The sequence below is a fragment of the Deinococcus aquatilis DSM 23025 genome, from assembly GCF_000378445.1.
In the GTDB taxonomy this organism is placed as follows: Bacteria; Deinococcota; Deinococci; order Deinococcales; family Deinococcaceae; genus Deinococcus; species Deinococcus aquatilis.
Map to the genome: position 1 here is coordinate 15149 of NZ_KB899739.1, position 24247 is coordinate 39395.

At 62.2% G+C, this 24247-nt stretch carries 15 protein-coding genes and 1 pseudogene; 1 reads left to right on the plus strand and 15 read right to left on the minus strand.

The window, feature by feature from the left end:
- The first annotated feature begins 835 nt into the window (after window positions 1–835).
- On the plus strand, window positions 836–1150 hold the full coding sequence (locus tag F561_RS0119170; RefSeq protein WP_245556580.1) for a helix-turn-helix domain-containing protein: 315 nt from the start codon (window positions 836–838) through the stop codon (window positions 1148–1150).
- A 248-nt stretch (window positions 1151–1398) separates the two neighbouring features.
- Here F561_RS0119170 and F561_RS29080 read toward each other — a convergent pair whose 3' ends face one another.
- The 15 genes and pseudogenes from F561_RS29080 to F561_RS0119250 form a co-directional block, all read right to left on the minus strand.
- A complete protein-coding gene (locus tag F561_RS29080) occupies window positions 1399–2013 on the minus strand; it encodes a hypothetical protein (RefSeq protein WP_211214838.1) in 615 nt (204 codons plus the stop codon).
- A gap of 40 nt (window positions 2014–2053) precedes the next feature.
- Window positions 2054–2197, minus strand: a complete 144-nt coding sequence (locus F561_RS30560; RefSeq protein WP_211214839.1) for a YgjP-like metallopeptidase domain-containing protein — start codon at window positions 2195–2197, stop codon at window positions 2054–2056.
- Between the two features lie 186 nt (window positions 2198–2383).
- Window positions 2384–3584 (minus strand): annotated as a pseudogene (locus tag F561_RS28085) (IS3 family transposase).
- A 196-nt stretch (window positions 3585–3780) separates the two neighbouring features.
- Window positions 3781–4131, minus strand: a complete 351-nt coding sequence (locus F561_RS0119195; RefSeq protein ID WP_019011592.1) for a hypothetical protein — start codon at window positions 4129–4131, stop codon at window positions 3781–3783.
- Complete coding sequence (locus F561_RS0119200) at window positions 4128–4763, minus strand: ParA family protein (protein ID WP_019011593.1); 636 nt, start codon at window positions 4761–4763, stop codon at window positions 4128–4130. The genes F561_RS0119195 and F561_RS0119200 overlap by 4 nt, the downstream gene beginning before the upstream one ends.
- A gap of 217 nt (window positions 4764–4980) precedes the next feature.
- Window positions 4981–7101, minus strand: a complete 2121-nt coding sequence (locus F561_RS0119205) for a hypothetical protein (protein WP_157452010.1) — start codon at window positions 7099–7101, stop codon at window positions 4981–4983.
- On the minus strand, window positions 7094–9373 hold the full coding sequence (locus F561_RS0119210) for a hypothetical protein (RefSeq protein ID WP_019011595.1): 2280 nt from the start codon (window positions 9371–9373) through the stop codon (window positions 7094–7096). The genes F561_RS0119205 and F561_RS0119210 overlap by 8 nt, the downstream gene beginning before the upstream one ends.
- A gap of 18 nt (window positions 9374–9391) precedes the next feature.
- Window positions 9392–11674: a hypothetical protein gene (locus F561_RS0119215; RefSeq protein WP_019011596.1), complete on the minus strand. Its 2283-nt coding sequence runs from the start codon at window positions 11672–11674 to the stop codon at window positions 9392–9394.
- 40 nt (window positions 11675–11714) lie between these two features.
- Entirely contained in the window at window positions 11715–12476 is a 762-nt protein-coding gene (locus F561_RS0119220; RefSeq protein ID WP_019011597.1) for a hypothetical protein, read from the minus strand.
- A 61-nt stretch (window positions 12477–12537) separates the two neighbouring features.
- Window positions 12538–14088 (minus strand): phospholipase D-like domain-containing protein, encoded by a 1551-nt coding sequence (locus tag F561_RS0119225; protein ID WP_019011598.1) that lies wholly within the window; start codon window positions 14086–14088, stop codon window positions 12538–12540.
- Window positions 14089–14147: 59 nt separating this feature from the next.
- Complete coding sequence (locus F561_RS29695; protein WP_211214840.1) at window positions 14148–16721, minus strand: hypothetical protein; 2574 nt, start codon at window positions 16719–16721, stop codon at window positions 14148–14150.
- A gap of 57 nt (window positions 16722–16778) precedes the next feature.
- On the minus strand, window positions 16779–19097 hold the full coding sequence (locus F561_RS0119235; protein WP_019011600.1) for a hypothetical protein: 2319 nt from the start codon (window positions 19095–19097) through the stop codon (window positions 16779–16781).
- Between the two features lie 52 nt (window positions 19098–19149).
- The gene (locus F561_RS0119240; RefSeq protein ID WP_019011601.1) at window positions 19150–21510 is read right to left on the minus strand and encodes a hypothetical protein; all 2361 of its coding nucleotides are present in this window, start codon (window positions 21508–21510) and stop codon (window positions 19150–19152) included.
- 15 nt (window positions 21511–21525) lie between these two features.
- Window positions 21526–23760, minus strand: a complete 2235-nt coding sequence (locus F561_RS0119245) for a hypothetical protein (RefSeq protein WP_019011602.1) — start codon at window positions 23758–23760, stop codon at window positions 21526–21528.
- A 248-nt stretch (window positions 23761–24008) separates the two neighbouring features.
- Window positions 24009–24247: integrase core domain-containing protein (locus F561_RS0119250; RefSeq protein WP_019011603.1), on the minus strand; the 239-nt coding region annotated here is incomplete at its 5' end.

Below are 24247 nucleotides of genomic sequence, written 5' to 3' on the forward strand. Positions count from 1 at the left end.
CAACGGTTCACGTCCAACGGTCTCGATCTGATCAGCCAGGCTTGGTTCTGAAGTTCATCGGCCCCTGGAACTGCGCACACTACGAAGTGTGGAATGCGATCTCCGTCTTAATCAGCACCTATGGAGGGCAGCGTGGCCACGCCTAAGCTCCGCATCACTGAGGTTCTCCCGGAAGGCGATCATCACGTCTGGGTGACCCTGAGCGATGGCTACACCCGGCTGCTTGATCTCCGCTCCCTCTCTCACTTGCCCACTCACCAGGTGTTGCGACTGCCTCAACTTGTCCGGCAACCTGTGGCAGCGCCGGATGGACAGCATGTCGTGTGGCCCAACGGCACTGTCCTAGACCTTGCTTCTGTTCGGGACGCCCCACATGGCCCGCTTCCAGTTCAGCTCGACGCGCTGGTGCTTCAGGCGCGTCGCTACCGGCCCATGCAGATGTGTTTGAAAGCTCTTGAGCCAGCAACGACGTACTTGGACGTCCGCCCACTCGAGATTCTGCTCCCGCGGCTCGGCCTCCGGTACAGCGAGTGGAGGAGCATCAGCGAGAGGTACCGTCCCGTTCCCCCTGACCTGGTGCACGCCAGACTCAGTGATCTCACCCTGCTCCTGACAAGTCTTGTTCCCGATGGATTTCTTCCTGGTCTTCTCCAGCAGAACTGGAACTATGCCGTGTACCGTTGTCCACATCGGCCGTTGCTGCACACTGCGGATGGGTGCGTTCGGTTTGGACGGCTTGACCTCGTTGAACTCCCCCTCCTTGCTCTTCTCCTCTCGCCTGGGACACCCATCATGAGGCCGCCGGAGGCGGGTGAGCCCGTGCTACATTCCCAGCGTGAGACGTCCCAGCGCCCTTCGACGCCAGACGAGTGCGGAGGGCGTGGGGCATGTGGGCAACGTGGTCGGTAAACGTGTTCGTGAGCTTCGGTTGCGCCGGGCGCTTACGCTGCAAGAGCTTCATGAGCGGATCCGCCATGAATCCGGATTTGTCATCAGTCAGCCGACGCTGACGCGCATCGAAAAGCAGGAACGGAGCGTGTACGACTTTGAAGTCGTGGCTCTTGCCCGTGCCTTACGCGCAGACGCTCGGTGGCTGCTCGGGATGATTGATGAGCTTGCCGAACCGCCTGAAGTCGCATCTGAACAATGACATCCCGGCAAGGTGGGGACGCCCGTGCTCAACGGGCTCACGGAGTCCCCGACGCTACATGGACAGTTAAGCGCTCACCAGCCGGTGCTGCATGCCAGATGCCTGCGACCTGGACGACCTGGTTGAGCGGCCCCGCTTGCTCTTGGCAGCAAACGATTGACTGCTGACCATCCGTGAATGCCCAGCTGAACGCAACCGAAGTGGGTCCGCTTTCGTTTAGGGGTTCGGCCGCGTCTACGGCTCCTGATTCACAGCCCCTCACAAGATGTGGTCTGCAGATTTCGCTGCAAGGACTCCCGTAGAGCAATCCTGTTTTTGTCAATCGCCCTGTCTCTCCCTGCGAGGTTTGTATGACGAACATTTCCCCTGCTCCACTCCAGCCTTACACCGTCACCATGGAGTACTTCGCCACGGGTGAAGGATTCACGCATGCGCTCGCCGTCGTCCGGGCCAGGGATCCCGAGAGTGCCAAAGCGGCCTTCCTCGACGCTCATGGGTACTTCGGCGATGCCCGGGAGTACTTTGGTCGGGGGGTGGACGTGCACGAGGGTGTTGACCACATCCGCCTCGGTCGTTGGCTCACGCCCCAGTTTATTGACACCATTGAGCGCCGCATGCAGGTCCACGCGCAGTTTAAATTTTACTGGCACTTCAATGCCAGTTGAACGCTGGCTCTGATCCGAGAGGTGTCTCACCAGGACCAGACTGAACAGGAGTTCGCTTGAAGATCGTCTGTCTTTCCGATACTCATCATCTGCATAACAAACAGCGTGATCCTTCCGGCCGGTGACGTTCTGATCCACGCGGGCGATTGTTCCATGCAGGGTCTGAGCGCCGTACGTTAAATCAATCAGATGCATCATTTCAGGAAGAACGACATGGTCCAGAAGCTCTTGAGGCTTTTTAACCAGTTCCGTACTTCAAGCGTATATGCCGACAACTGCCCCAGCGGGTCTTCATGCGCTGCAGGAAGTACCGCCGGACCCGTACGCTCAGAATCTTCTCCCACTTCGCAATCAGAGTGAAGGCTGTCTTGGTCTCGTTCAACCAGACCTACGGAGACAGGAGCTGAGAGCAGTGGAATGGACGCGGCACGTCGGGTACTGAGCGACCATAGGGTACTTGACACCGTTAGAATTCAAGCAGCCCTGGAACCGTGCAGTGGTCTAATTCCGCGCGTGCATTACCGATATAACCCCACTTTGGGCTTGAGTCGATTCTGCGCACGTCTGGTTAAGCCACTTGAGCTTGGCGCTCGAACTCGTGTGGTGTCAAGTCGTCCAGTGTGGAATGACGGCGCTGTCGGTTGTAGAAGACCTCAATGTATTCGAAGATGGCTTGCCGTGCTGCAGTTCGGCTGGCGAAAGGAGTTGTTTCCAGCAGCTCCCGCTTCAGGGAGCTGAAAAAGCTTTCTAGGACGCTATTATCCCAACAATTGCCCTTCCGGCTCATGCTCCCTTGCGCACCAATGCGCGTCAATTCAGCCTGAACAATTTTACTGGCATATTGACTTCCACGGCCCTGCGTGGTGGATTAAGCCAGGCGGAGGTTTCCTTGTGCCCATCGCCATTTGCAAGGCTGCTAAGGGCAAGGTCGCTGGCATCTGGGCCTCCATGGCCTACCCCACCACCGCCCGCGAATGCAGATCAAGGGTGACGGCCAAATAGAGCCACCCCTCTTTTGTGGGAATGAACGTCAGATCAGAAGCCCATACCGTATTGGCGTGCTGAACGGCAAATTTTCGGTTCAACACGTTGGGGCAGACTGCACAGGTATGTTCGCTCTCCGTCGTTCGTACGAATCGTCGCTTTCCCTTGGCCCGCAGGCCAGCAGCCCGCCAAGGGCGCGAAATCCGCTTGCGGGACATGTGTCGTCCTTCAGCACGCAGATCAGCCTGAAGACGAGGCGCACCGTACCTTCCCTTGCTGGCCTGGTGCAGCTCACGGATGCGCTGCTCCAGCAGCGCCATGAAGCTCAGCGTGTGAGGAGGTAGGCCTTCTTTGCCAGCTGTAGAACGCACTGGTGGACACGTCCAGCACCCGGCACAACACGTTCAGCGGATACTGACTGCGCCACTGTTGGATCAACATGTATCTCAACGCGTGGTCTCTCTGGCAAAGAAGCGGGCAGGCCCCATACGGGTGCCGTCCTGCCCAAGACAGGCCGCGGCTTTTTTCAGTATCTCGCGCTCCTGACGCAGAATTTCGTTTTCTTTCCGCAGGCGTTTGAGCTCCTCTTGCTCGGGTGTCAAGAGCTGACGGCCCTGACCAGGGAAGGCCAAGTTTCCGTGGTGCTGGTCGGCTTTGATCCACTTTCTCAAGGCTGAAAGTCCAATGCCAAGGTCGCGGGCGGTGCCCGCTATATTCTCGGTGGACTGCGCGAGCCCAGCAGCGTCTCGCTTGAACTCGGCGGTGTACGTTTTGCGCTGGGTCATGAGGTGCCTCCGCGTGAATCGGGGCTGAACTCCATGTGTGCAAAATCGACTTAACCTCAGCCCAGAACAGTTCTTCAAAGGACTGTTTTGATACGGCTGCTTCGCCAAGGCCTTCGTGCTCCATCCTGCCAGACAGAATTCAGTCGCGCTACTCGGCCAGAAGTAGATGCACCATTACGGCATGTTGTCCGCTGTTCTAGGGGTTTGAAGTCACTTCTTTAACCAGCACTTCTGCCACTCGCTCGCGCAGAACGTCATTCTCCCGCAGTTCACGCAGCAGCACGTCCAGCACCAGTTCCTGCGTGACCGCAAAACCTGCCTCCCGAATCTCCTGCGTGTAGGCTTCGAGTACTTTTTTCAGGCTGGGCTTGACCCGGGTGCTGAAGGGTTTGCGTTCCTCCGGGGCCGTCATGGTGGGCAGCCGCAGCGGGCGCCGGGTCTCCCCTGGAGGTGATGCCGGGTCTGCCGCTGGCGTCTGACGGCGGGCTTCGGTGGGCGGCTCTTCGTCGGGCCTAGCCTGTTTCATCATGCCCCGAATGCTGCTCATGCCAGCACCGCCTGAATCTCTCGCCACAGGTTGTCGTAGTGCCACCACTTCACGTTGGGTTTGGTGCCTTTGGCCAGGGCGTATTGGCGCGAGTAGGGAATGGCGGTCTGGGCCACCTGAGCTTCTGGCAAACCGTCCTGAATGGCCTCGATGGTGTCGCGGGTGACGGCTGGCATGGTGCCTGCATGGTTCACGATGATCAGGTGCTTGAGATTGGGGTTAGCGCGTAGGGGCAGCTTCATCAGGTGGTAGGTCTCCACCAGTTGCGGCAGGTCGCCGGAGCCGATGTGAACGGGCATCAATACCAGATCACTCTCACTCATCGCCTGCACGATGGCATGTTTGTCCCCAGGAGGCGTATCAATAAACACGAAGTCAATGGTGTCAGAGGCGCGGATTTCAGTCAGCAACCCTTCGAGTTCATCGGCTGTGACCCGGTCACAGACAAAGCGGTCACTGGTGAGACCGGCAGCCTGCACCCACTGCTGGGCACTGGGAGTGGTGTCCATATCAATAAGAGCTACACGGGCTCCAGCCTGAGCAGCGAGATAGGCCAGAGGGACAATGGTCGAGGTCTTCCCCGCCCCACCTTTTTTCATGACGGCAGCAATGACGGTTGTCATGTCAGTCATACTGCTGGATTGTCATCCAGAATGACAACAATATTTCATGAAATATATTTTTCAATTAGGCATGAAAGATATATTTCATTCTTAAATTCTGTCCAGAACGAATTCCTGCTGTCAGTCATGAAGTAAGAGCAAATCCAAGTCGCACTCTGGATCAAAGTCGTGATCTCCAGAGCAGGGAAATGATAGGGGCCGCCTACACTGAGGAGTGGCAAATGCCTTATGGCTCTTCAGGAGCCAGCATCGGGCGAAGGTAAATCGTTGTCCGGTTTCCCCGAATGCTTACGGTGCGGGTAAAAAGACTGTGCATGGCCCGCGTTGCGGCGTCCTGGTCGGGCCAGGTTGGACGGATGACCTGCACAAGAGCGCGGTAGGGTGCGGCGTCATCTCCCTGAGTTTCCAGCCAGGTCTCGACGCGCTGAACGGTGGTCTGTAAAGGAATCAGGGGCGTGGGAAAGGCGCAGGCGGTCATCAGTTCCGTGATCTGGCCCGTACTGGGATCCAGACGTACCCCGATCCCGGCGCGGCTTTTGGCGGCCAGACCAACGCGAATCAGGCCGGGAATATCGGGGGTAAGGTCGTTGAGCGTGCCCGGCAGACCGCTGAGATGCAGCAATTTCTGAACAAGTGGGCCTTGCCAGCCAAACAGTTCGTAGTACACCTTACAGGCCACCTGCCCGCGTGGGCCGAGCGCAAAACCAAGTTCCTGCGGGAATCCAGCGGCGTCCAGAAGATTCAGGGCACGGTTCAGAGGATCGGGCGTAGCAATGCCAGCGGCGTGCAGGGCAGCCACGAGGCGGGGGCGTCCGCCACCCAGCTCCCGGTGGAGAGTATTGAAATAGAGCTTGAGTGCGGGGGGTGGATGAGGTTGGTTGGGTGTTGAAACGGCCTGATCCACACCGCTCCAGACCGTAAACCGTGTGCCGTCTGGCGCTTCTTGCATGGGGTCGGTCAGCAGTTGTAGAGCGGGCCACAGGCGCTGCCAACCGCCCTGATACCCCAGAGCTTCAGACACCTCCCGCAAGGTCGCCAGCCCACTTTGAATCCGTGTGGGCGGAGGCAGATAGAGATCGCCGACTTCGGTGGCATAACGCAGGGCGGGCTGAATCCCGGTGCCCACGGTGCAGGAGAATTCCAGCGGCATCCCGCCCGACAGCGCCGTCAGTTGGCGTGAAGGCCAGGGTGTAGGCGGGCGGAGGCTGCGGCGAGTCAGGTTCCTAAACAATTCCTGCGCCTGTGTGGCCTGAGCGGGCGGAAATCCAGTGGCCTGGGCGACCTGCCATACCAATCGATTCAGTTCCGGGGGCGTTGTCGTCGGACGCACCTGCCGAAGAGGTTCGGGTCGAACGGGCACTTGCTCATTCGGCGCACCTGATACGAGGGCACGTAGCACGCTGGCCGCTGTAAAAATGCGCCGGGCATCCTGCGCCCGCAGAGTCACGCCGCCGCTGGTGGGATGGGCAGGTGGCACGCGCAACAGGGGAGAGGAGGGCCAAGCCCCGTCTGCCGCCTGCATGCTCAGGAGGCGGGCTGAGGCTCTGGCCGCCAGTGTGTCTGCTACACAGGCCGCCTCCGAATCCGCGTTCTTCAAGAGTCTCTGATTCAAGAGTTTTTGGGCGTGCGAATACCAAGCCAAGTCGAAGGCGCTCTCGGGGACGGGCCAGCGGACTGGGAAGCAGCGCAGGGGCGGGCGTCCCGCAGCGGCCCAGACTTCGAGGGCCAGCCCGGTGGCATAAGCAGGATTCTGCCACCAGTAGCCTTCCCACAGGCCGTCTGGCCGTTGATGCTGGCCCAGCATGGATTCCCAAGCAGTCCGTAATTGTGCTGGGGTCAGCTCGCCCAGATCAGACAGGGCACGCAGGGCAGCGGCGCTCACGTCTGGGCAGGGCTGTGTCCACGGGTGCGGCGAGCCTGCCCAGGCGTAGGTACGGAAACCCAACTCACCGACCCGGTGGGCCTGGAGTAACGCCACCGCCTGTGCCGGAATCTCCAGCTTCAGGCGGGCCAGCAGCGAGAGGGCGTGCGCTGTGCTGTCGGCATCGGCACTGACATTGGCGTTGTAGCCCCAACCGCCGCGTGGGTGCGCGTGATCCAGCAGCCACCGGGCAGCGCGGCGGGCGGCGGCATCGGCCAGGGCGCACAGTTCGGGGGGCAGCCAGGGGCACACGGCCACAGCGTGCAGTGCCAGGCCCGTAAAGGCCGTCACCCACGCATCGGAGGTTCCCACAGGCAGCCAGAAGTCAGTGAAGCTGCCTGCCGGATGCTGGGCGCGGAGCAGGTAGGCCAGCCCCGCCTGTAAGGCCAACACCTGTGGCTTAGATGCAGCGTGAAGCTCAGTCATTGAGCACCGGATTGGGAAACACGAACAGGTTGGAACCCTCGCCGTCCTTCAGTTCGCTCCACTGGCCCTGATGATCCAGGTAAATATTCCGCACGCGGTACTTGAAGTGATTCACGCTGCCGCCCGCATTGCCCACGATGTCGCGCAGGGTCTGATTCATGCTGAGCTGCGCCTGAGCCTGCGCCGGACTCAGGACCACCTGCTGATCGGCAAATCCGGCGCTCTGAATCTGCACTTCTACCCGGTAGAGGGTCTGGTAAGTGTCGGGCAACGGCGTGCGGGTCAGCAGCGGGCATTCCACCTGCACCTTCCAGCTCACCGAACCGCTGGGCGCGACCTCATGGATGTGTTCCAGAACCTGACTGGCCGGGGCGACCAGCTCATGTCCGGTCAATTCCACCTGAATGGCGTTCCACAACTCGCCTTGCAGGTCGCCTTTGGGGGTGACATCAAAGGTCAGGGTGCCAGCGGCGGGCAAAGTCAATGGAAAGGTCGGGCTGGCTATTTGGCCCTCAAAGACTTCCAGCGGCGTCACTGAGTTTTCGTCGTATTGCAGCAGCCGCGCCGCGCAGCCGCCCACGCGGGTTTCTACCCCCGCGCCGCTGGTGATCACGATTTGCCCCGGCGAGAGAGTTTCGGCGGGCAGCGTGACCGTGATGGGCAAGCTTGCCACATCTGCCAGATTCAGGCGCAGCGGCACATGAAACACCTGAAGTTGCGGGGTCGGGTCGCCGGGAGCGCTCATGTTCAGCGTCACGTCCACCTGCCCCGTCAGTCCGATGGGGCCGACCAGCAGTTGCGCCAGCAGGCGGTAAAACTCCAACGACAGGTCGATGACGATTTCAAAGCTGCCCTCCAACCCAATCTCGATATCCTGCGCGTTGCCCAGCGCCTTCACCTGATCGGGAAAGGCTCCGCCCAGCTTCAGCAGGGCTTTTTCGTAGCCGCCCATGACCACGTTGGCGAAACTGATCGCGCCGCCACTGGTTTTTCGCAACGTGTCGCGCAGCTTCACCAGACTTTCGGGGTCGTACCACGGCGCGGCCCGCAACAGCACCCGCACCCGGATATCGTCGTCATCGTCGCGGTACAGCGCAGGAATGACGTGTGGGGCGGCCAGATCCGCGTTGTACGCCAAGCGAATTTCATCGGGCAGGCGGTAGACCGTGTTCGGAAAGTTGGCGGCCCGCACCAAGCCGAAGCCAATGTTCTGCCACGCCGTTCCCAGCGAAGAATCGCCCACCACGGCGCTGAATACGGGGCGGTTGTGTTCCAGCGCCGGATCGAAAAAGAATGGGACGCTGCGGGTGAGGGTCATCTGCCGGAAATTGCTCTGGGTTTCGCGGTGACGCCTTTTTTCCAGCAGGTCTCCAATCCGCACCGGATCAAGGCGCAGAGAAGCGTCAAGGTGGTTGAAGCGCTGTAGACGCGGAGCAGCGGCTGCCTTGGGGTCAAGCATCGGCGTGAACATAAGCGGGACGGTCATGACTGGAGTGGTGGGTGGAGGCGGCGGCGTGGTCGGCGGGGTGACAGTCAGCGTCCGCAACAGGACAGGACTGTGCAGCAGCGACCCGCTGAAGGTCGCCGTAGCGATGCCGTCGGCACGAATTCTGTCGATCAGCCTGCGGTGATCCCGCACGATGGGCGGGTCGGGCGGCGTCACGACCACCTGCTCATCCAGCCAGTATCCGTACGAGAAATTCACGTTCAGCGCGGCATTCGCCCCCAGTTGACTCATGGCACGGTACAGCGGGTCAACTTCCTGCGGCTGCAACTCCACGCCCACCCGCAGCCGGAAATTGGGCTGGGCCGGATTTTGCGGGTCGTCGGTGCCGATCAGGGTTGGGGCATCCAGCGTGCGCGAGTGCGGTTGGCCGCCTTCCAGCCAGGTCAGGGTCACGCTTTCTACCTTCACGGCCAGCGGTTCGGCTCCGGCGGGCAGGCCCACCTGCGGCTCTTCTTCCAGCTCGAATTGCAGCCGCACTTTTCCGGCGGGGTCTTTCAGAAAGCGCACTTCCGGCCCCAGCGGTTCTACGCTGCGCTGCGCCACCCGGAGCTGTGGGCGGTACAGCCACTGCCCGCCCACCGCCTGAGCCGCCACCCCATCCCGCAGCGGCTCCTGCGCGGGGATGAAGTGTGGGGCCAGCTCATCCCCGGCCACCTGCATCAGGTACTGCATGCGGGCCAGCGGCAGGCCCACGGCAATCTGTGGCGCGACGGCCAGGCTGGATTGCCGAAGGCTCCGAACATCGATTCTGTTTTTTTCGGGCATGACGGTGGGCCTCCTGCGCTAGGGAACGACCAGAATCGGATCGTCGGTGGGTGTCCAGGGAATCTCGTGGTTGTCGGCGGCATTGGCGGCCACGTAGCGGATGCGGTAGCTGTAGCCGCGCATCTGGGCATTCCGCAGAAGGACTTTCCAGGTCTGGTCGGTCTGGGCGTCGGGCTTGAAGGTGTAATTGATCTGCTCGTCGATCTGGTTGGCGGCGTCCTGATACCGCAGATACACCAACACCAGTTTGTATTTTGTCCAGTCGGTGGTGCCCGGAATCACGCTGACCTCCAGCGCGTCCACCGCGCCTTCCCCGCAGGCCAACGAGGTGCCGAGTTCTCCGGCCCTGTCTTTCTGATCGCTGCGAGCGCCGTTTTTGTACAGAATCAGCACGTCGTACACGAAGTCCCGCTTGTTGGGGTCGCGCAGGCCCAACACCCACGCGCTGGACTCACCGTTTTTGGTGTACTCGGCGTGATGCTCTGCCGAAAAATCGTGCGCGGCGTCGCGGTAACGGGCATTTACCTCGATCTTTTCCACCACGCCAAAATCGGCCTGTGCCATAAAGCGGGTCGTGATGGTCTGCTCAAAGGGATTGGTGATGCTCAGGGTCTCGGCCTGCCCGGTCTGCTCCGGCAGATCCATGCGTTGGCCGTCGGTCAGAACAAAACTGGGCTGGTAGTGGTACGGGCCGGGGTCGTTGGCCGCCGCGCCGCCCGGTTTGCCGGTATAGGTAAAAAAGGTCGCGGTGGGCTTGTCGGGCGTCAGTTCAAAGGTCTGCTGGGCGCTGGGGCCGCTGTAGCCGGGGTAACTCATGGCGACCTGCACGGCCTTCACGTTGTCGGGCATGCTGCCCAGCTGCAGATTCACCTTCACGAATCCCAGACGGCGGTAGGAAATCACGAGTTGCCGCTCGCTGCTCTCGTTGGCTCCGCTGGCGGGCACGCGAATGGTTTCCCCAGTGTCCTTGTAGCTGATCTCGCTCCAGTAACGGTAGCGGTCTTTGGGTGCGCCGTCGCTGGCCTTCGCCATCACCTGCCGGAACCGCCCCGCCTGATCGGCACTCCTGAACAGAAACTCTTTGGCCTTCTTGACGTGAATGCCGCGCACGTCGTCTTGCTGGTCGTATTCCATAAACACTTTCAGGGCGTACACCGGGTCTTCAGCGAAGTTCACGTTGGCATTCACGGTCACGTCGAGTTCCTGAAAGAACGTGTTGCTGAGGTCGAGGTAACTCGTCAGCGCCTTCACTTCCTCGGGCGTGATGGCCTGCGAAAACTGCACGCTGGGATTCACGGCCTTTTCCACCAGTTGCGTGCGCGTGATTTCCATATGAATGTGCCCGGTGGTTTCGGTATTGATGGGAATGGCCGTCGCCGGGTTCTCCACCTCTTTTGCCACGTCCTGTAGCGCAGGCTGAAAGAAGGTGGGCAGCACGTTGGTCTGGAAAATCTCGAAGGCCATCTTCTCCAGATCGTCTTTCTGGGCGTTCTGTTCGGCACCGGGCAGGCTGGAATCGTCCACGGTGATGGTCAGGTTATGAAAGGTGTTGCGGAACTTGGTGATGCTGCTCAGTTCATCCCACTCGTGGATATAGGACCGGGAATAGTAGGTGATGCCGAAAATACTGCGCGACTGGTGGCTCTCGTAGCGTTTGTGGATGTAGTTTTTGACTTCCTTGTAGAACTCGCCCCGGTCTCCGTCGATGATGATTTTGATGGCCGGAATGCGGGCCGCGAACTTGAGCTGATACTGCACGCCCGCCAGCACGTTGCCTTTTTCCAGCGCCTGCCGGAACAACTCCGCGCCGTCCTGATTCAGGTCTGCCGAAAAACTGGCGAGGTTGCTGTCGATCAGGGAGGGTTCCTTGGAGCCTGCGGTATAGATGACCATGCTGGGCGTGACCGCCGAGAACTGCACGCTGCCGGAAAGCCAGATCGGCGGATAGCCCAATTCCGGTTCCTGCTGGGTAAAGGGCAGACTCAGGAACCACCAGCCGGTACGCTGCTCGTCGGCCAACTTCTGCTTCAGGTAGGCGCGAATCTTGTCTTCCTGCTCCTTGCTGACCCCGGCGCGGGTCGTGACCTGCAAGTAGCCGCGCTCGACTTCCACGTCTCCTGTGGCGAGGCGGTCCAGATCGCGGGCATACAGGATAAACGTGAAGATGGGTTTGTCTTCGTCGTCCCGCGCAATCGAGGCGCGTTCGGACACCATATAGAACTTGTGGCGTTTTTCGTCGTCCCGGTAAATCTGTACGTTCGGCACATCGGGCACGGTGAAGGAATTGAACAGCGTCAGCACGGGCAGCCTCCTTGTAGGTCGGAATTGGGGGTTGGGAAATCTAGAACGACGTGACCTGCAACCCGCCTTCCAACTCGCTGCGAGACAGGCCCAACGGCCCTTGCAGGTGCAGAGAAGCGCGGGCGGTGCGGGTGGTCTGAGCTGAAAACGAGGTGCGGAAAGAGGCGGAGCGGTCTGACTGAAAGGCCGGATCGTGCGGCGGGTCTGTAGAAGCCGCCTTCGTGTCAGCCGTACTCGTGTAGGCCGTGCCGCTCCTGTCTTCTTCGGTATCCTCAACCTGTGCGGCAGAAAAGCTGAGGTCGTAGCTCAGGCGGGCATCGGGGAGTCCCTGTTTCCAGGCCCGCTGCACCTCGGTGGCCCGCTCCGGGGTCAGGTCGGCGCTCAGGACGCATTCGTTGGCGGCCATCAGCGACGGCGTTCCGCTCAGGGTCAGACCGGGCAGCAACTCGGCCTTTACCTGCCCGTCCAGCCACTCTGGGCTGACCAAAGTGACCCGCACGGGCGGCACATGCGGAGGCAAGTTCCGGTTCAGGGGCCGTTCCAGAGCGTCGGTCAGGGCGCGGCGTTCGGCGGCGGTCAGGGCCAAAGTCAGCGTCAGCAACACCTGACCGCCCAACAGGTTGAGGTGTGGCCCGTTGCCCCGGCCATACACCAGCAGGCTCAGGGTAGGGCGGCCCTGTTCGTCACGCGCCACACGCGGCGCAGCGGGCACGGCATAAAAGCGCGTGGCGTCGGCGTGATCCGGGTAGACCCGCAGGCCGGGGGTATCGGGGACGGCAAAAGAACGGTGTTCTTCCAGCATACTGACCTCTACGGCATCTAAAAAAGAGGATTCCTGACCCGTGGCTCAGTGCCAACGCGATTCAGGGCGCAAAAGACCCTGCCCCTGCCTGCTGCATAAACAGCCGCATCAACTGGGTTCCCCATTCCTGACGCGAATCGGCGTCCATCACCTCGTCGTACATGATCTGTTCCTGGGGATTCAGGGTGGTGGTGGGCAGCGGCAGCTGGAGCCTCACGATGCCCCTCGGCGGCGGTGCCCCGGCCCCCTGAAACGGCAGACTGAACCAGGCACTCAGGCCCGCCTGCACACTGGGAATCGACTGCTGGTGATGAACGCCCCACAGGGTTTCACGGTAACTGGCGACGCCCCCGGCATCATCCGTGTAGGCCACCGAGTGTTCGAGGTCGGTATACAGGCTGCGGCGCATGGCGTTGGCCGATCCGATGATGGCCCACGCGTCGTCCACGACAGTGCTTTTGGTATGAATGGTTTTGGTCAGGTGGCTGAAGACGCCCACGCGGGCCAGTTGCGCGGCGCTCAGACCCGCAATCAGGTGGCTGTTCACGGTGATGCGGAAAAACTTGGAGGTGTCGTTGTTCGGATCGTCGTTGGGGTCGAACAGTCCGGTCAGGATCACCACTTTCAGGGTATCGCTGGCCTTCACGGCGGCATTCACCCAATCGAAGACCTCAGCAGACGTAAAGCCCTGATCCTCGATATAGATGTAGGTCTGCGCCCCCTGAATGCCCTTTTCCCACGCGCTGCGAACCTCAAACAGACCGCTGGGCGCGAAGCTGAGGGGCGAATTGCTGGGCATGCTGGCCCCGCCCAGACTGGCAATCGTGCCCACCGAGCCAAAGCGCATGCGCGGAAAGGTTCGGGCGCTCTGGGCGCGGGAGTGGCCCCCGCTGGCGGTGGCGAGGGTGCGGGCGGGCAGATCGGGCATGCCGCCGGTGCCCGTGCTGAAGCTTCCGCCGCCCGACGGGCCTGTGTGGCTGGCACAGGTCACGCGGTTGGCCGTCAGCGACACCGGAGAGCGCCCCCGAATTTCGTTCCACATCAGCCGGAAGGTATCGAACAACCCCTGCACGACGGGGCCTTCGACCTGCACTTCTATATCGTGCCAACTGGGAAGCAGGCGGGAGGCCAGCAGATCGATGCCGCCCGTGAATCCGGTGGCCGCCGCGCCGCTGCCCACAATCGCCATCTTCATATGCACCGCGCCTGCCGGGTGCGCCAGAATATTCAGCACCGCTTTGTCGGCCAGCCGTGGTTCGGCCCGCAGTGCATTGATAAAGCTCATGGTGTTGCCGTTCAGACCGAGGATGCTGCGAAGTTGCGGCGCGGCCTGCGCCCGGCTGTTGGTCAGGATCGACGGGGCCATGACCCAACCCAACACGCGCACATCCACGCCCGCACGGGCCTTGGCAATCAGCAGATCGGTCAGGGCCGTGCTGCCCAGCGCCGTGCTGGTCTGAAGCCACCACCCCGCGATGTAGATGAAATCCCCGGTGGCTCCGGTCAGGGCGTCGATTTTGGCTTTCAGGGCCGCAAAATAAGGCGGCCCGCCGATGTGCGGCGTGATGGTGCAGCCCGCGTGGGTGGTCAGTGCAGGATCGAGGGAAGGCATGGCTTGGCTCCTTTTGGGGTGGGGAGAGGCTGAGCAGGTCAGGGGGCTGGGTCGAGTGCCTAGCGCGGCGGCGGGCGCAAGATCAGTTGGTCACGGGTGTCTGTTCTGACTTCGGTGCTGCTCTCGGTGCCGTCCTGCGCCAGCAGCGTGAGTTTCCAGGTGTAGCTGCGGGCCGTGCGGGTGGGCAGGCGCACTTTCCAGTCCTGCGCGAAACTCTGTGGGTCGTCCGTGATCAGCAGGGCGTCGGACTGATCGAACTTGGGGTTTCCGGCGGGGTCTTTGTAGGCGAGGTCCAGCAGCAGGGCACTCAGTCCAATCTGCGAGGGAGGCGGGCCGAGGTAGCGTACAGATACGGCCAGCACGCCCTCGGCGGGAATCCCGACCACCAGGTTGGGGCTGGTGGGTTCCTGCCAGTCGCCAGTTTCCAGACCGCCGTCCTTGAAGACGCGGCGTTCGCGGTAACGCATCTGGGCAGGCTGATCCCGCTGTGTCAGGCGCACCGAAAACAGCTCGCGCTTGCCGGGGGTGGCAAGTTCCAGGCTGCGGCTATCCAGCACGCTTCCCGCCTGACTGACTTCGGTGTCTACCAGCACACTTTGCAGCTCATTCAGTGGGTCAAGCATGATCACGTCGCCGTTGAGGTGGCCGCCACGCGGGGTATCCAGCACCACCACGTCATCCGACTCGCCCGCACCGGGATTCGGCAGGTATAGGGTCGGCAGGACCTCGTTGGTGCCGTCGGTATAGAACACCGTGGGCGTGACCTGAAACTGCTCTGTTTCGCCCGCCAGCCGCACCTGCACCAACTGAGAGCGGTTTTGCCCGCCGAGGATCACCTGCGCTGAATCGTCGATGTTCCGGTCTGGGTTCACGTACCTCACCACCGCATGTACCTCGGCTACGTCGGCGGGCAGGCTGGGCGCGAGTTGCAGCGTCACGGGCAGCACCCGCCCCAGCCAGCTCGGATGCACCGACAGGCTGCGGGCTTCGGTGCGAATCCAGCCGCTCTCCACGCGGGCATCTTTCAGGCCGATGCCGAAGTTGTTGCGGTAATCCACGATCAGCTTGTATTCGTACCCTTGGGTCTGCCTGGCGTCGGCAAAAAAGGTGAACTCCTTGCTGTCGGTGCTGCTCCGCAAGATCGCCTCGGCGGTGTCTTTGGGGGCGCTGCCGTCTGGGCGCGTGCCGTAGCGCAGTTGTACGGTCATCTGCACCACGCCCTCTGCCGCAAAATCCACGCCCTGAGCGCTGATATTCAGATTGATTCGCGCAAAAAACGGGTGGTTCAGGTCAACGACGTGCAGGTGATCGCGCAGGTCATGTTCGGAGGTCAGAAACTGAATGAAATTCTGCGGGGCGATGCTCTGGCTCTGGGCGCTGACCTGTGACAGGTTGTAGGTCACGGTACGCTGCTCTTCCTGACTGATGTTTTTGAGCACGAACGCGGCCTGTGGCCGGCCCATCTGGTTCCACACGTCGCCAGCAGTTCTGGCCGGAGGGCTGGCCGTTCCAGAAGTGCCAGAACCAGAGGTCGCTGCACCAGAAGTCGCTGAACCGGAAGCGCCCGAAGTCCCCGTGCCCGGAGTGGCTGTTCCCCCGGCCCCGGCGTCGGCTTCCACATGCTCCCGGCCTGCCAGCATCGCCCCGGTTCCGGCAGCGGCGGCGGCGCTGGGGCCGTGTTGCAGGGCCGCGCCCACATTGCCCGCCAGCTGTCCGGCGGCTGGGGTGGCCGGAACCGTGGTGCTGGGGTCGGCAGCGGTGATGGTATCGCCCCGCACCTTGGGTTCTCCCGGCGTCAGCGATGGCTGAAACAAAGCCCCCGTCGCCAGATCCTTCACCAGCGTATCGATACGGTTTTGCCGCTCGCGGATGGCCGCCGGGTCGGACAATTCCAGCGTGCGTGCGGTTTCCCGGATGCGGATGTGCTGCTCCTGCTTCAGCGCCTCCACGATGTTATCTAGATCGGCCCGGAACAGCAGCGTTCCCAGCGTAAAGCGGCTGCGCGAGTATTCATACGACGACTTGAAATCGATACTGATTTCGAGGTCGTAGGCAGGCAGCAGGCCCACGTATTCCAGCGTATAAATGACCCCGATGGGGCGGGCATTCACGTTGCCGCTCAGCACGCCCATCATGAAGGCCGCGCCGTCTTCCGACAGAGAAAACGAAAAGATGGCGCGGTTGTCGCCGTCCAGCGAGGGTTGCCCCGCGCCCAGAATGTTTTCTATGAAGCGGGGGCCGCGTGTGGCCGCCCCAGCAGGGGCCGGAGCCGCTCCCCCATCTGCCGTGCCGCCCGCGCCGCTGTCCTCGCCCAGAGCGATCACCCGCGCCGTGCCCCGCGTAAACGGCACCGGGGCCAGCGTCACCTCGTCGCCGTACTGCTCTTTCAGGCGGCCTTCCAGCCGGGGTTTCAGGCCGCCCAGCCCCACGTCCACCACCATGTTCAGAAATCCCCCGGCCACGTCCTGTCCGGCCTCTCCGCCCTTGCGGTAGCTGAACAGGTCGAAGAGGGGCTGGCCGCGCTCCACCGTGATATGCGGCGGGGCAGGCAGGTGGTAAAAGCGCGTGGGCTGGTCGGCGTCCTGAAAGACGGTCACGCCCAGCAGTTCCATTCTCGTTTCCAGATTCAGCATAGGGCCGCACCTCCGTAGCACAGGAATGAGGGCAAAAAGATCTGGCCGCGCAGACCCCTACAGCGTGCGCGTGGACAAAATCAGCGGCGAGGCGGTCATGTCCTTCCAGACCGACTCCTTGGTCGAGCCGTCGGATTTGAAGGCGGTGGTCTGGTAGCGGTAGCGCAGCGGTTGGTCGGGGGCCAGATTCAGCGTCAGGGTGGCCCCGGTATCTGTGCCCTGAAGCAAAACACTCTGTGGGTCGGCGGGCGGGTCGTGCGCTCCTGCGGGCAGCAATTGCACCTTGACTTGCAGAGCGTCCAGGCCCACCTCGGCCAGCGGCGGCCCGATCAGGCGCACGTCTACCCGCCCGACCCGGTGCGCGGCAGACCCCACGATCAGCGAGGGTTCATCGGTTTCTTCCCACTCGCCCTCGCTCAGCAGGCCACTTTCATGCACGGTCACTCGGTAACGCAGCGTCTGGCGGGCGGCATCCAGAATGGGCCAAGTGTGCGTCAGGCTGGCAAACGGCGGCACGAGTTCCACGACCCGCGTGCGGCGGTACTGCCCGACTTCATCGTGATAATCGAGTTCCACGGTGATCTGGGTGATCTGATCCGAGGCCAGAACAGGCTTGATCAGCAGTTGCCGCGTGGCTGCAAACGGCGAATCTATCCGCAGCAGCGCGTCCTGTTGTGGGCGCGGGGGCGTGGTGTAGTTGCCTCCGTCCTTGAACACGAAGGTCGCTTGAGCGGCGTAGGGTTGCAGCTCTACGGTTTGCGTCCGAACCTGCCAGCGCAGCGGAGCGGGAGGGGCCGCGTCGCTGGGTGTGAGGCGCACGTGCTGCTCGGCCCGGAAACCTGCCACAGGACTCGCACTGTTCTCAGCGGGATAGGTCAGCACAACATCCACCTCCTGCGTATCGGGCGGCAGCCGTCCCGCCTCTATTTCTACGTTCAGCACGCCAAAATCTGCTGAAGGATTGATCAGCAGAGACCGCCCGGTGCGGGTGCGTTCCGGCAATTCGTAGCGGAAGCTGTCGCCGTCGGTGCCGCTCTGGGGCAGGAATTCGTAGGTGATGGCCGAGGAATAGGCCAGGCTCTGGCGGCCCCGCCGCTTGACGGCAAAAGTCTTGTCTCCGGTGGAATCCGGGCGGAAGATCAGCTCTGCCGTGTCGGGCGGCGGATTGGCTCCCCCTTCGCCGTAGCGCAACTTCACCGCGATCTGCCGGATGCCCAGCGCCCCCATTTCCTCTCGGCTGGGGCCAGTCACCAGCACGTCCAACACCTCAAAAAACGGGTCATCCAGACTGATCTGGTGGATGTGCTGCGCCATCTCCGCCGGACTCAGCATCACCTTCAGAAAGCTCTGCGGCGCGTGGGTGCGCTCTTCGGGGGCACGTTCCCGAAAACTGTAGGTCACGGCCTTGTATTCGTAGCTGCGCTTCAGCTCCAGCGTCAGATTGACGCCTGTGTTGGAGCTGCTGCCGCTACCCGTTGCGCCGCCCAGCCCGCCCAACAGTCCGGTGGGCGGCGTCGGCGCGGCCTGCGTGATGGGCCGGAACATCTCCTGCACGATCCGGTCACGGAACAGAGACAGGGCCAATTCCTTGCTCTGCTTGGCCTCCTCGCCCACCGCCTGACTGGTCAGCTCGATCTGAATGTCGCTCGTTTCGACCAGATGATCTATTCCGGCCTTGATCTCGGCCTTGGCCCACGCGTACCCGGCGCTCAGCGATCCGCCGAAATGCTCGAAAATCCGCGAGAGGTTGGCGTGAACCACGGCTTCTACAGCGGGGCGCAGACCGTAGAATTTCAGGTCGTACACCACGCCCACCGGGGCAGCCCTGTCCTCATACAGGCCCTTCAGAAAGGCCACTCCCTCCTGACTCAGACTCAGCGAAAAAATGCTTCGCAGGTCGCCCAGCAGCGCGGGTTGCCCGGTGCCCAGAATCTGCTCCACAAAGGTGGGGCGGCCCCTGACCGGAGTGGCCGAACCGGGATCGGCGGTGGGTTCTGCGGGAGTGCTGATCTTGTCCAGCGCAATCACGCGCACGCTGCCCGCGTGGTAGGGAATTCCCGCCAGACTGAGCTGGTCCTGAGGTTGTCCCGTGCGGCTTGCCAGTTCGCCCAGCAGGGTAGAACGTTGGGAGGCGCTCAGCACGCACTCGCTGCCCAGCGTCAAGAATCCTGCGCCCAGTTCATCGGGAATGGCGGTGCCCGACAGCACCGAATGCTTGAGTTCTACGCTGTAGGCCATCAGATCGAACATTGCCCGCCCCGCAGACCGGGCCACCGATGGATGCGGCGCGGCATAGTAAAACTGCGACGGAAGCGCATGATCGCGGAACACGGTCACTCCAGCGATCTCGAAGGCAGGGACTTCAAAACTCAGCATGGGATTCCTTCACAGTGTTCCTCCAAGCAGGGCGGGGGAGGGGAGAGCGCCCCTAAGCGCTGACGCTTCTGGCCTTGAGCTGCACCACCAGCAGATCGGCGTCGCTGGAAGCCCAGGGTGTGCGGATCACGAAACCCGATTCGTCTATGAAGACGGCGCTGTAAAACACGGTTCTGACGGGTGGATCGCCCAGCAGGACTTCCCAGACGGCGGGGGTGGGCGGCGCGGCCCGAACGAAGGTCAGTTCGGTGTCTTCCCTGACCTCTCCCTGTGGGCCGCGGCGCTGAAGCTGCACGCGCACCTCACGCAGTCTGGTCTCGGCCAGGGTGCCCCCCACGCACTGCACCCGCACGGCGCGGCGTTCGACCAGTCGGCGGTCTATCACCAGGCGGTCATCCAGCGTTTCTCGCCAGGAGCCTTCCAGCAGAGAGCCGCCTGTGGTCAGCAGGGTCAGGCGGTAACTCAGGGCCTGCGTGCCGCCCGCAGCAATGGGGTAATCGCGGCGCAGATAGGGCGCGTCGGCGCTGAGGGTGATCTGCTCGTCGAACTGGATGCCGCTGGGTTCATCGCGGTAGCGCAACTGCACAAAGGCGGTCAGGAGGTCGGCCCACGGCAGGCTCACGAACAGATTCAGCGGGCGCTTGACCGGCAGCGGGTCGGGCACGCTGAAATAGTCGTCGCTCCAGCGCTGCGCCGTGGGGGTCAGGGGGCCGCCTGCGCTGTCGGGGCGGTGGTAGGTCAGGCGGACCCCATACGGCGGAGGCGAAAGCGCCTGTCCCTCTGCCACCCCTCCCTGCGGCAAAAAATACCGATAGCGCCAGCTTCCGCCGGGTTGGGCCGCCGACAGTTCCACCCGGCCCGACTGCGGGGCCGATCTGGCTTCCTCGTACACCAGTTCTGCCGTGACCTGCGGAAACTGGGCGAAGGGAAAACTGGGCGCGGCGCTGATCTGCACGACCTGCACGCCGTATACCGTGCGCGGTTCCACCACCAGTTCGGAGGCTTGTCCCGCCTGCCATCCACCACTGCCCACCGGATGCGGTCCGAAAGCACTGGCGGGATCAAACTGCACCTCCAAGCGGTACTGATACAGCCGCGCAAAATCTGGTCCAGTGTGGCCCTGACCCAGCAGGTTCACCACATAGGCTTCCCTTTCGGCGGCAGAACGCAGCGCCATGAGTTTGCGCGGTTCGGTGGGTGCCCCCGAGGCGTCCACGCGGGCCAACTCGACCCGCACCTCAGCCAAACCATCGGAGGCGAAACGGTCTTCAGAGGCCACCTGCACCTCCAGGCGCGGAAAGCCGTCCAGATTGATCTGCGTGACCAAGCGGGAGCGCAGCGCCGCCCACTCGGGGCGAACCTGTCCCTGTTCGTCCAGCCGCGACACCCTGAGCAGGCTTCCCAACGTGCCCTGCGGCAACACCTCACGCCGTTCTGCGACGGCCTCATTCATGCGGGCCGAGAGGGTTCTGAGTTGTTCGTCATCCATCACTTTCAGCGAATAACTGACGCCCGGAACGATGGTGCGAACCAGACCGGACACCACGCCGCCGATGGCGTCCGCGGTAGCGTTGGCGGTAGCAGCCTGCTCGTTGACGACCGGGGTAAACAGCCGTTCCAGCACCCAATCCGTCAGTTGCTTGCGGGCGCGTTCGGCGGCGGCGGCCTCGTTTTCGCCCGTGCCCAGCACCGTCACGTCAATCTGTACTCCGCTGTCTTCCACGGCCCTGCTGATCTGCTGCTGCACGTCGGCGCTCACGTAGTACAGGTTGGCCTTCAGCTTCTGCTGCAAGCTGTGATACACCCGCGTCCAGTCGGCCTGCACCTGCACGGCAAAACTGGGCCGCAAGCCCGCAAAACTCAGGCGGTAGGTGGCGATGATGGGCAGGTCGGGGGCGTCCAGCGCCTTTTCCACCAGTTCGGCGGCCTGCTCGTCCAGCATCAGTTGGAAGGTGGCCGTATTGCGCCCGCCCAGCGAGGCCCGCCCACTGCCCAGAATCCTGAGGTCAAACGGCCCTGAGGTGGCGGCAGGGTCTCCTGTCGGCGTGGGCGAACTGGGCGCGGAAGCCTTTCCCAGCGCGATCAGTTCCACCGTGCCGGAATCGAAGAACACGGGCATCAGCTCCAGCTCGGCGGCGGAGTGGCCCACCCGTTGGCCCAGTTCCGTCCGTAGGGAGGCCATCACGCCTTCCGGCACGGTCAATTCGGTGGTCAGGGTCAGCAAACCGCCCGCGACTTTGGCGGCCCCGGCTCCGCCGCCCAGATACTGCACCAGCGAAAAGGCGGGCCAGCCGTCGGGCGTGCGGGCCAGTGTGGGAGCGGTGGGCAGTACGTACCAGCGCCGCCCATCGGCGTGATCGGGCAGCAGGGTGTAGCCGCCGATCTGGTGGTAAGGGGGCGCAAGCGACAGCATCCGGCCCGCGCTCCCCTATGCGTCCGGCTGCACGGGTACGATCAGGAATTCCTGAATCGCCCCCAGTGTGCCCCGCACGCCGGTTCGTTGCCGCTGCGTGTTGTCTTTCATAAAGTACGTCACGTCGTAGCTGTACTCGCGCACCGTCGGCCCCAGCGTCACCGTCCAGGTCTGGGCCGCAGGATCGCGGAACATCAGCGCCGTTTCATCTGGCCCCGGCAGGGCCGGATCGTGGTAATTCAGCCGCACCAGCACGCGCTTGACATCGGCCACAAAATCGAGGTCGCTGGCGTCCACCTCCACCTTGATCAGGCCGTTGGGGGCATTGCCCACCTTCAGCGAGCCATCGGTTTCCTGCGTGACCCACCCGCTGTCTTCCGACGCGCCGCTGTGCATCAGCGTGGTCTGGCGGTAGCGGTAGGCCCGACGCGCCCTGTCTCTCAGCAAAAAGCGCCAAGGCAGCATACTGGTCTGATCCTTGGAGAAGCTCAGAGTGCGCTGTACGCGGTAGCCGTTGGCCTGATCCTCGTACTCCAGGTCCACGAGCAGTTCGCGCACCTCCTGCCAGTCCACCAGCGGAATCACATTCAGATTGAAGCTGTCTTCAAAAGGCGTGTGAATCGACAGATTCTGCCCGTCTGCCGCGCCTTCCAGCCAGTCTCCTGCGGTGCGCTGCACGTTTCCGGCGTCGTCTTTGAGGACGTAGGTCACGCGGTAGCGGTACGGCTTGTCCCACGGCGCATAGATCACGCGTTTGTAGGTGGCGGCAGGGGTTTTGGCGTCCAGCAGCACGGTTTCTACGGCGCGTGGCACGTTCTGGCGCGGGTCGGCGTACTCGATTTCCACCTCTATCCCGGTCAGCTTTTCGTCGAAGGCTCCCGGCGCAGTTGCCAACCGGATCTCGATGATGCCGGGATTCGGCACGTTCAGCGTGCAGTAGCGCAGGGTGCTGTCTCGCCTGTCCAGCACGCTCTGAAGCACCGGGCCAGACTTGTAGTTGACCTCGATATCGACGTGATAGTTGTCTTTGCCCACCGCCGCGATCCGGGATTCAAACTTCTTGGGCTTGTTGTCTGCCGCCGTGAAGGCCAGACTTTCGCGCTTGGTGATCCGCGTACCGTCCGGGCGCAGTTGGTCGTAACTGAAATGCCCCACCACGCTATGCACGAAGTCGCCGTACTTGGCAAAGTCGAAATTGGTGTCCACGTCTACGGTCAGGGTATTGAAGAACCACGGCGCGTTGCCCAGATCGATCTCGATCAGCACGTCGTCTACGGGCACACCCAGAAAACTGGGGTTGATCTGGGCGCTCGGGTTGTACTGCCGCTTGATCACGTCCCGGTAGGACACGTCCAGATCGAAGCGGGCCTGCACGTCCTGTTGCAGGTAATTCATCCACTGGCTCTGGCGGTCCTGCTCGGTTTCCACGGTGCCGCCCTTCAGAAAGTGTTCCTCGATAAAGGCGTCCATCGCCTGAAACGCGAAGGCCCGCAAAGACTCCAGATCGTCCTGCCCCAGTTCCACATTTCCTTTCAGGATTTCCAGTTTGATCAGGCCCTGAGATTCCATCGTCTCGGCAATGGAGGAGCGGTGCGCCACCTCGTGAGACTCGTCGTTGCCCCAGGTATCGCTGGAACTGACCTGCTCTTTGGTGTAGCCGATGACCGCTTCCTTGACTTCCCGAGAATCCACATGGCCCCGGATGGTGATGGCCGGAAGCCGCACCGGAAACGCCAGATCATATTCGATGGCCGCCACGCTGCCCTGCTTGCGGAGCGCCTCATAAAACAGGGTCGCGCCGTCTGCGGTCAGTTCCACCGCCAGCGACGCCGTATTGTCTCCAAACAGGGACGGTTTGCCCAGATTCAGCGCCTTCACGAACTTGTCGTTCTGCATGATGATCAGCCGAACTTCGCCCTCGGTAAAGTCCACCGGGGCCAGCGTGACTTCCGGCAGCACCGTGGTGGTGGGCATTTCCGAGCGCAGGCGTGATTGCAGAACTTGGCGCACTTTTGCCAGAACCTGCTGATCTTCCCGCATCACTGTCGTAAACACCAGATAGCCGCCCCCCGGCTCGGCTCCGGGCCGCTCAATGGCAAACTGATAGCGCATGAAGGTAAATTGCGGTTTGCCGTTTTCGCCACGGGCAATGGTGGGTCGGCTGGGCAGGTAATAGAAATTGGCGGGGTTCTCGTCGTCCCGGAAAACAGAGACGCCCTCAATTTCGGCCAGAACAGGAATACTCAGCATTCCCTTGCCTCCCTGATACGGAAGAAGACGGTAGAGACGGCAATTGCTGCACCAGCCAGCGGCGGGCAAACTGGGCCTCTCACCTTTTCGCGTGTCCTCTAGACCCCAGCTCAGCCCCTCTCATTCCCAAACAAGATGTCGAACCTGAGATCTTGAGGAACAGTAAACACCTTGCAGCGTGATCAAGCCATGATCAGCGCTGAAACTGGTGCAGGCTGAGGTTGATATTGCAAGGCCTTCGTGGAGGATCAGTTCAGTGTGGCGCGGTGTTCCTCAAAGCGAGTTGGTGAGCGGTACCCCAAGCTGGAGTGACGACGCTCGCGGTTGTAAAACACCTCAATCCACTCAAAGACCAAATTACGCGTGTCAGCGCGGTTTCCTTGTGCGGTGTCGAGTTCCAATTCCATCTTGAGGGTGGCGAAGAAGCTCTCCATCGCCGCGTTGTCCCAGCAGTCTCCCTTGCGGCTCATACTTTGGAGCGCCTTCA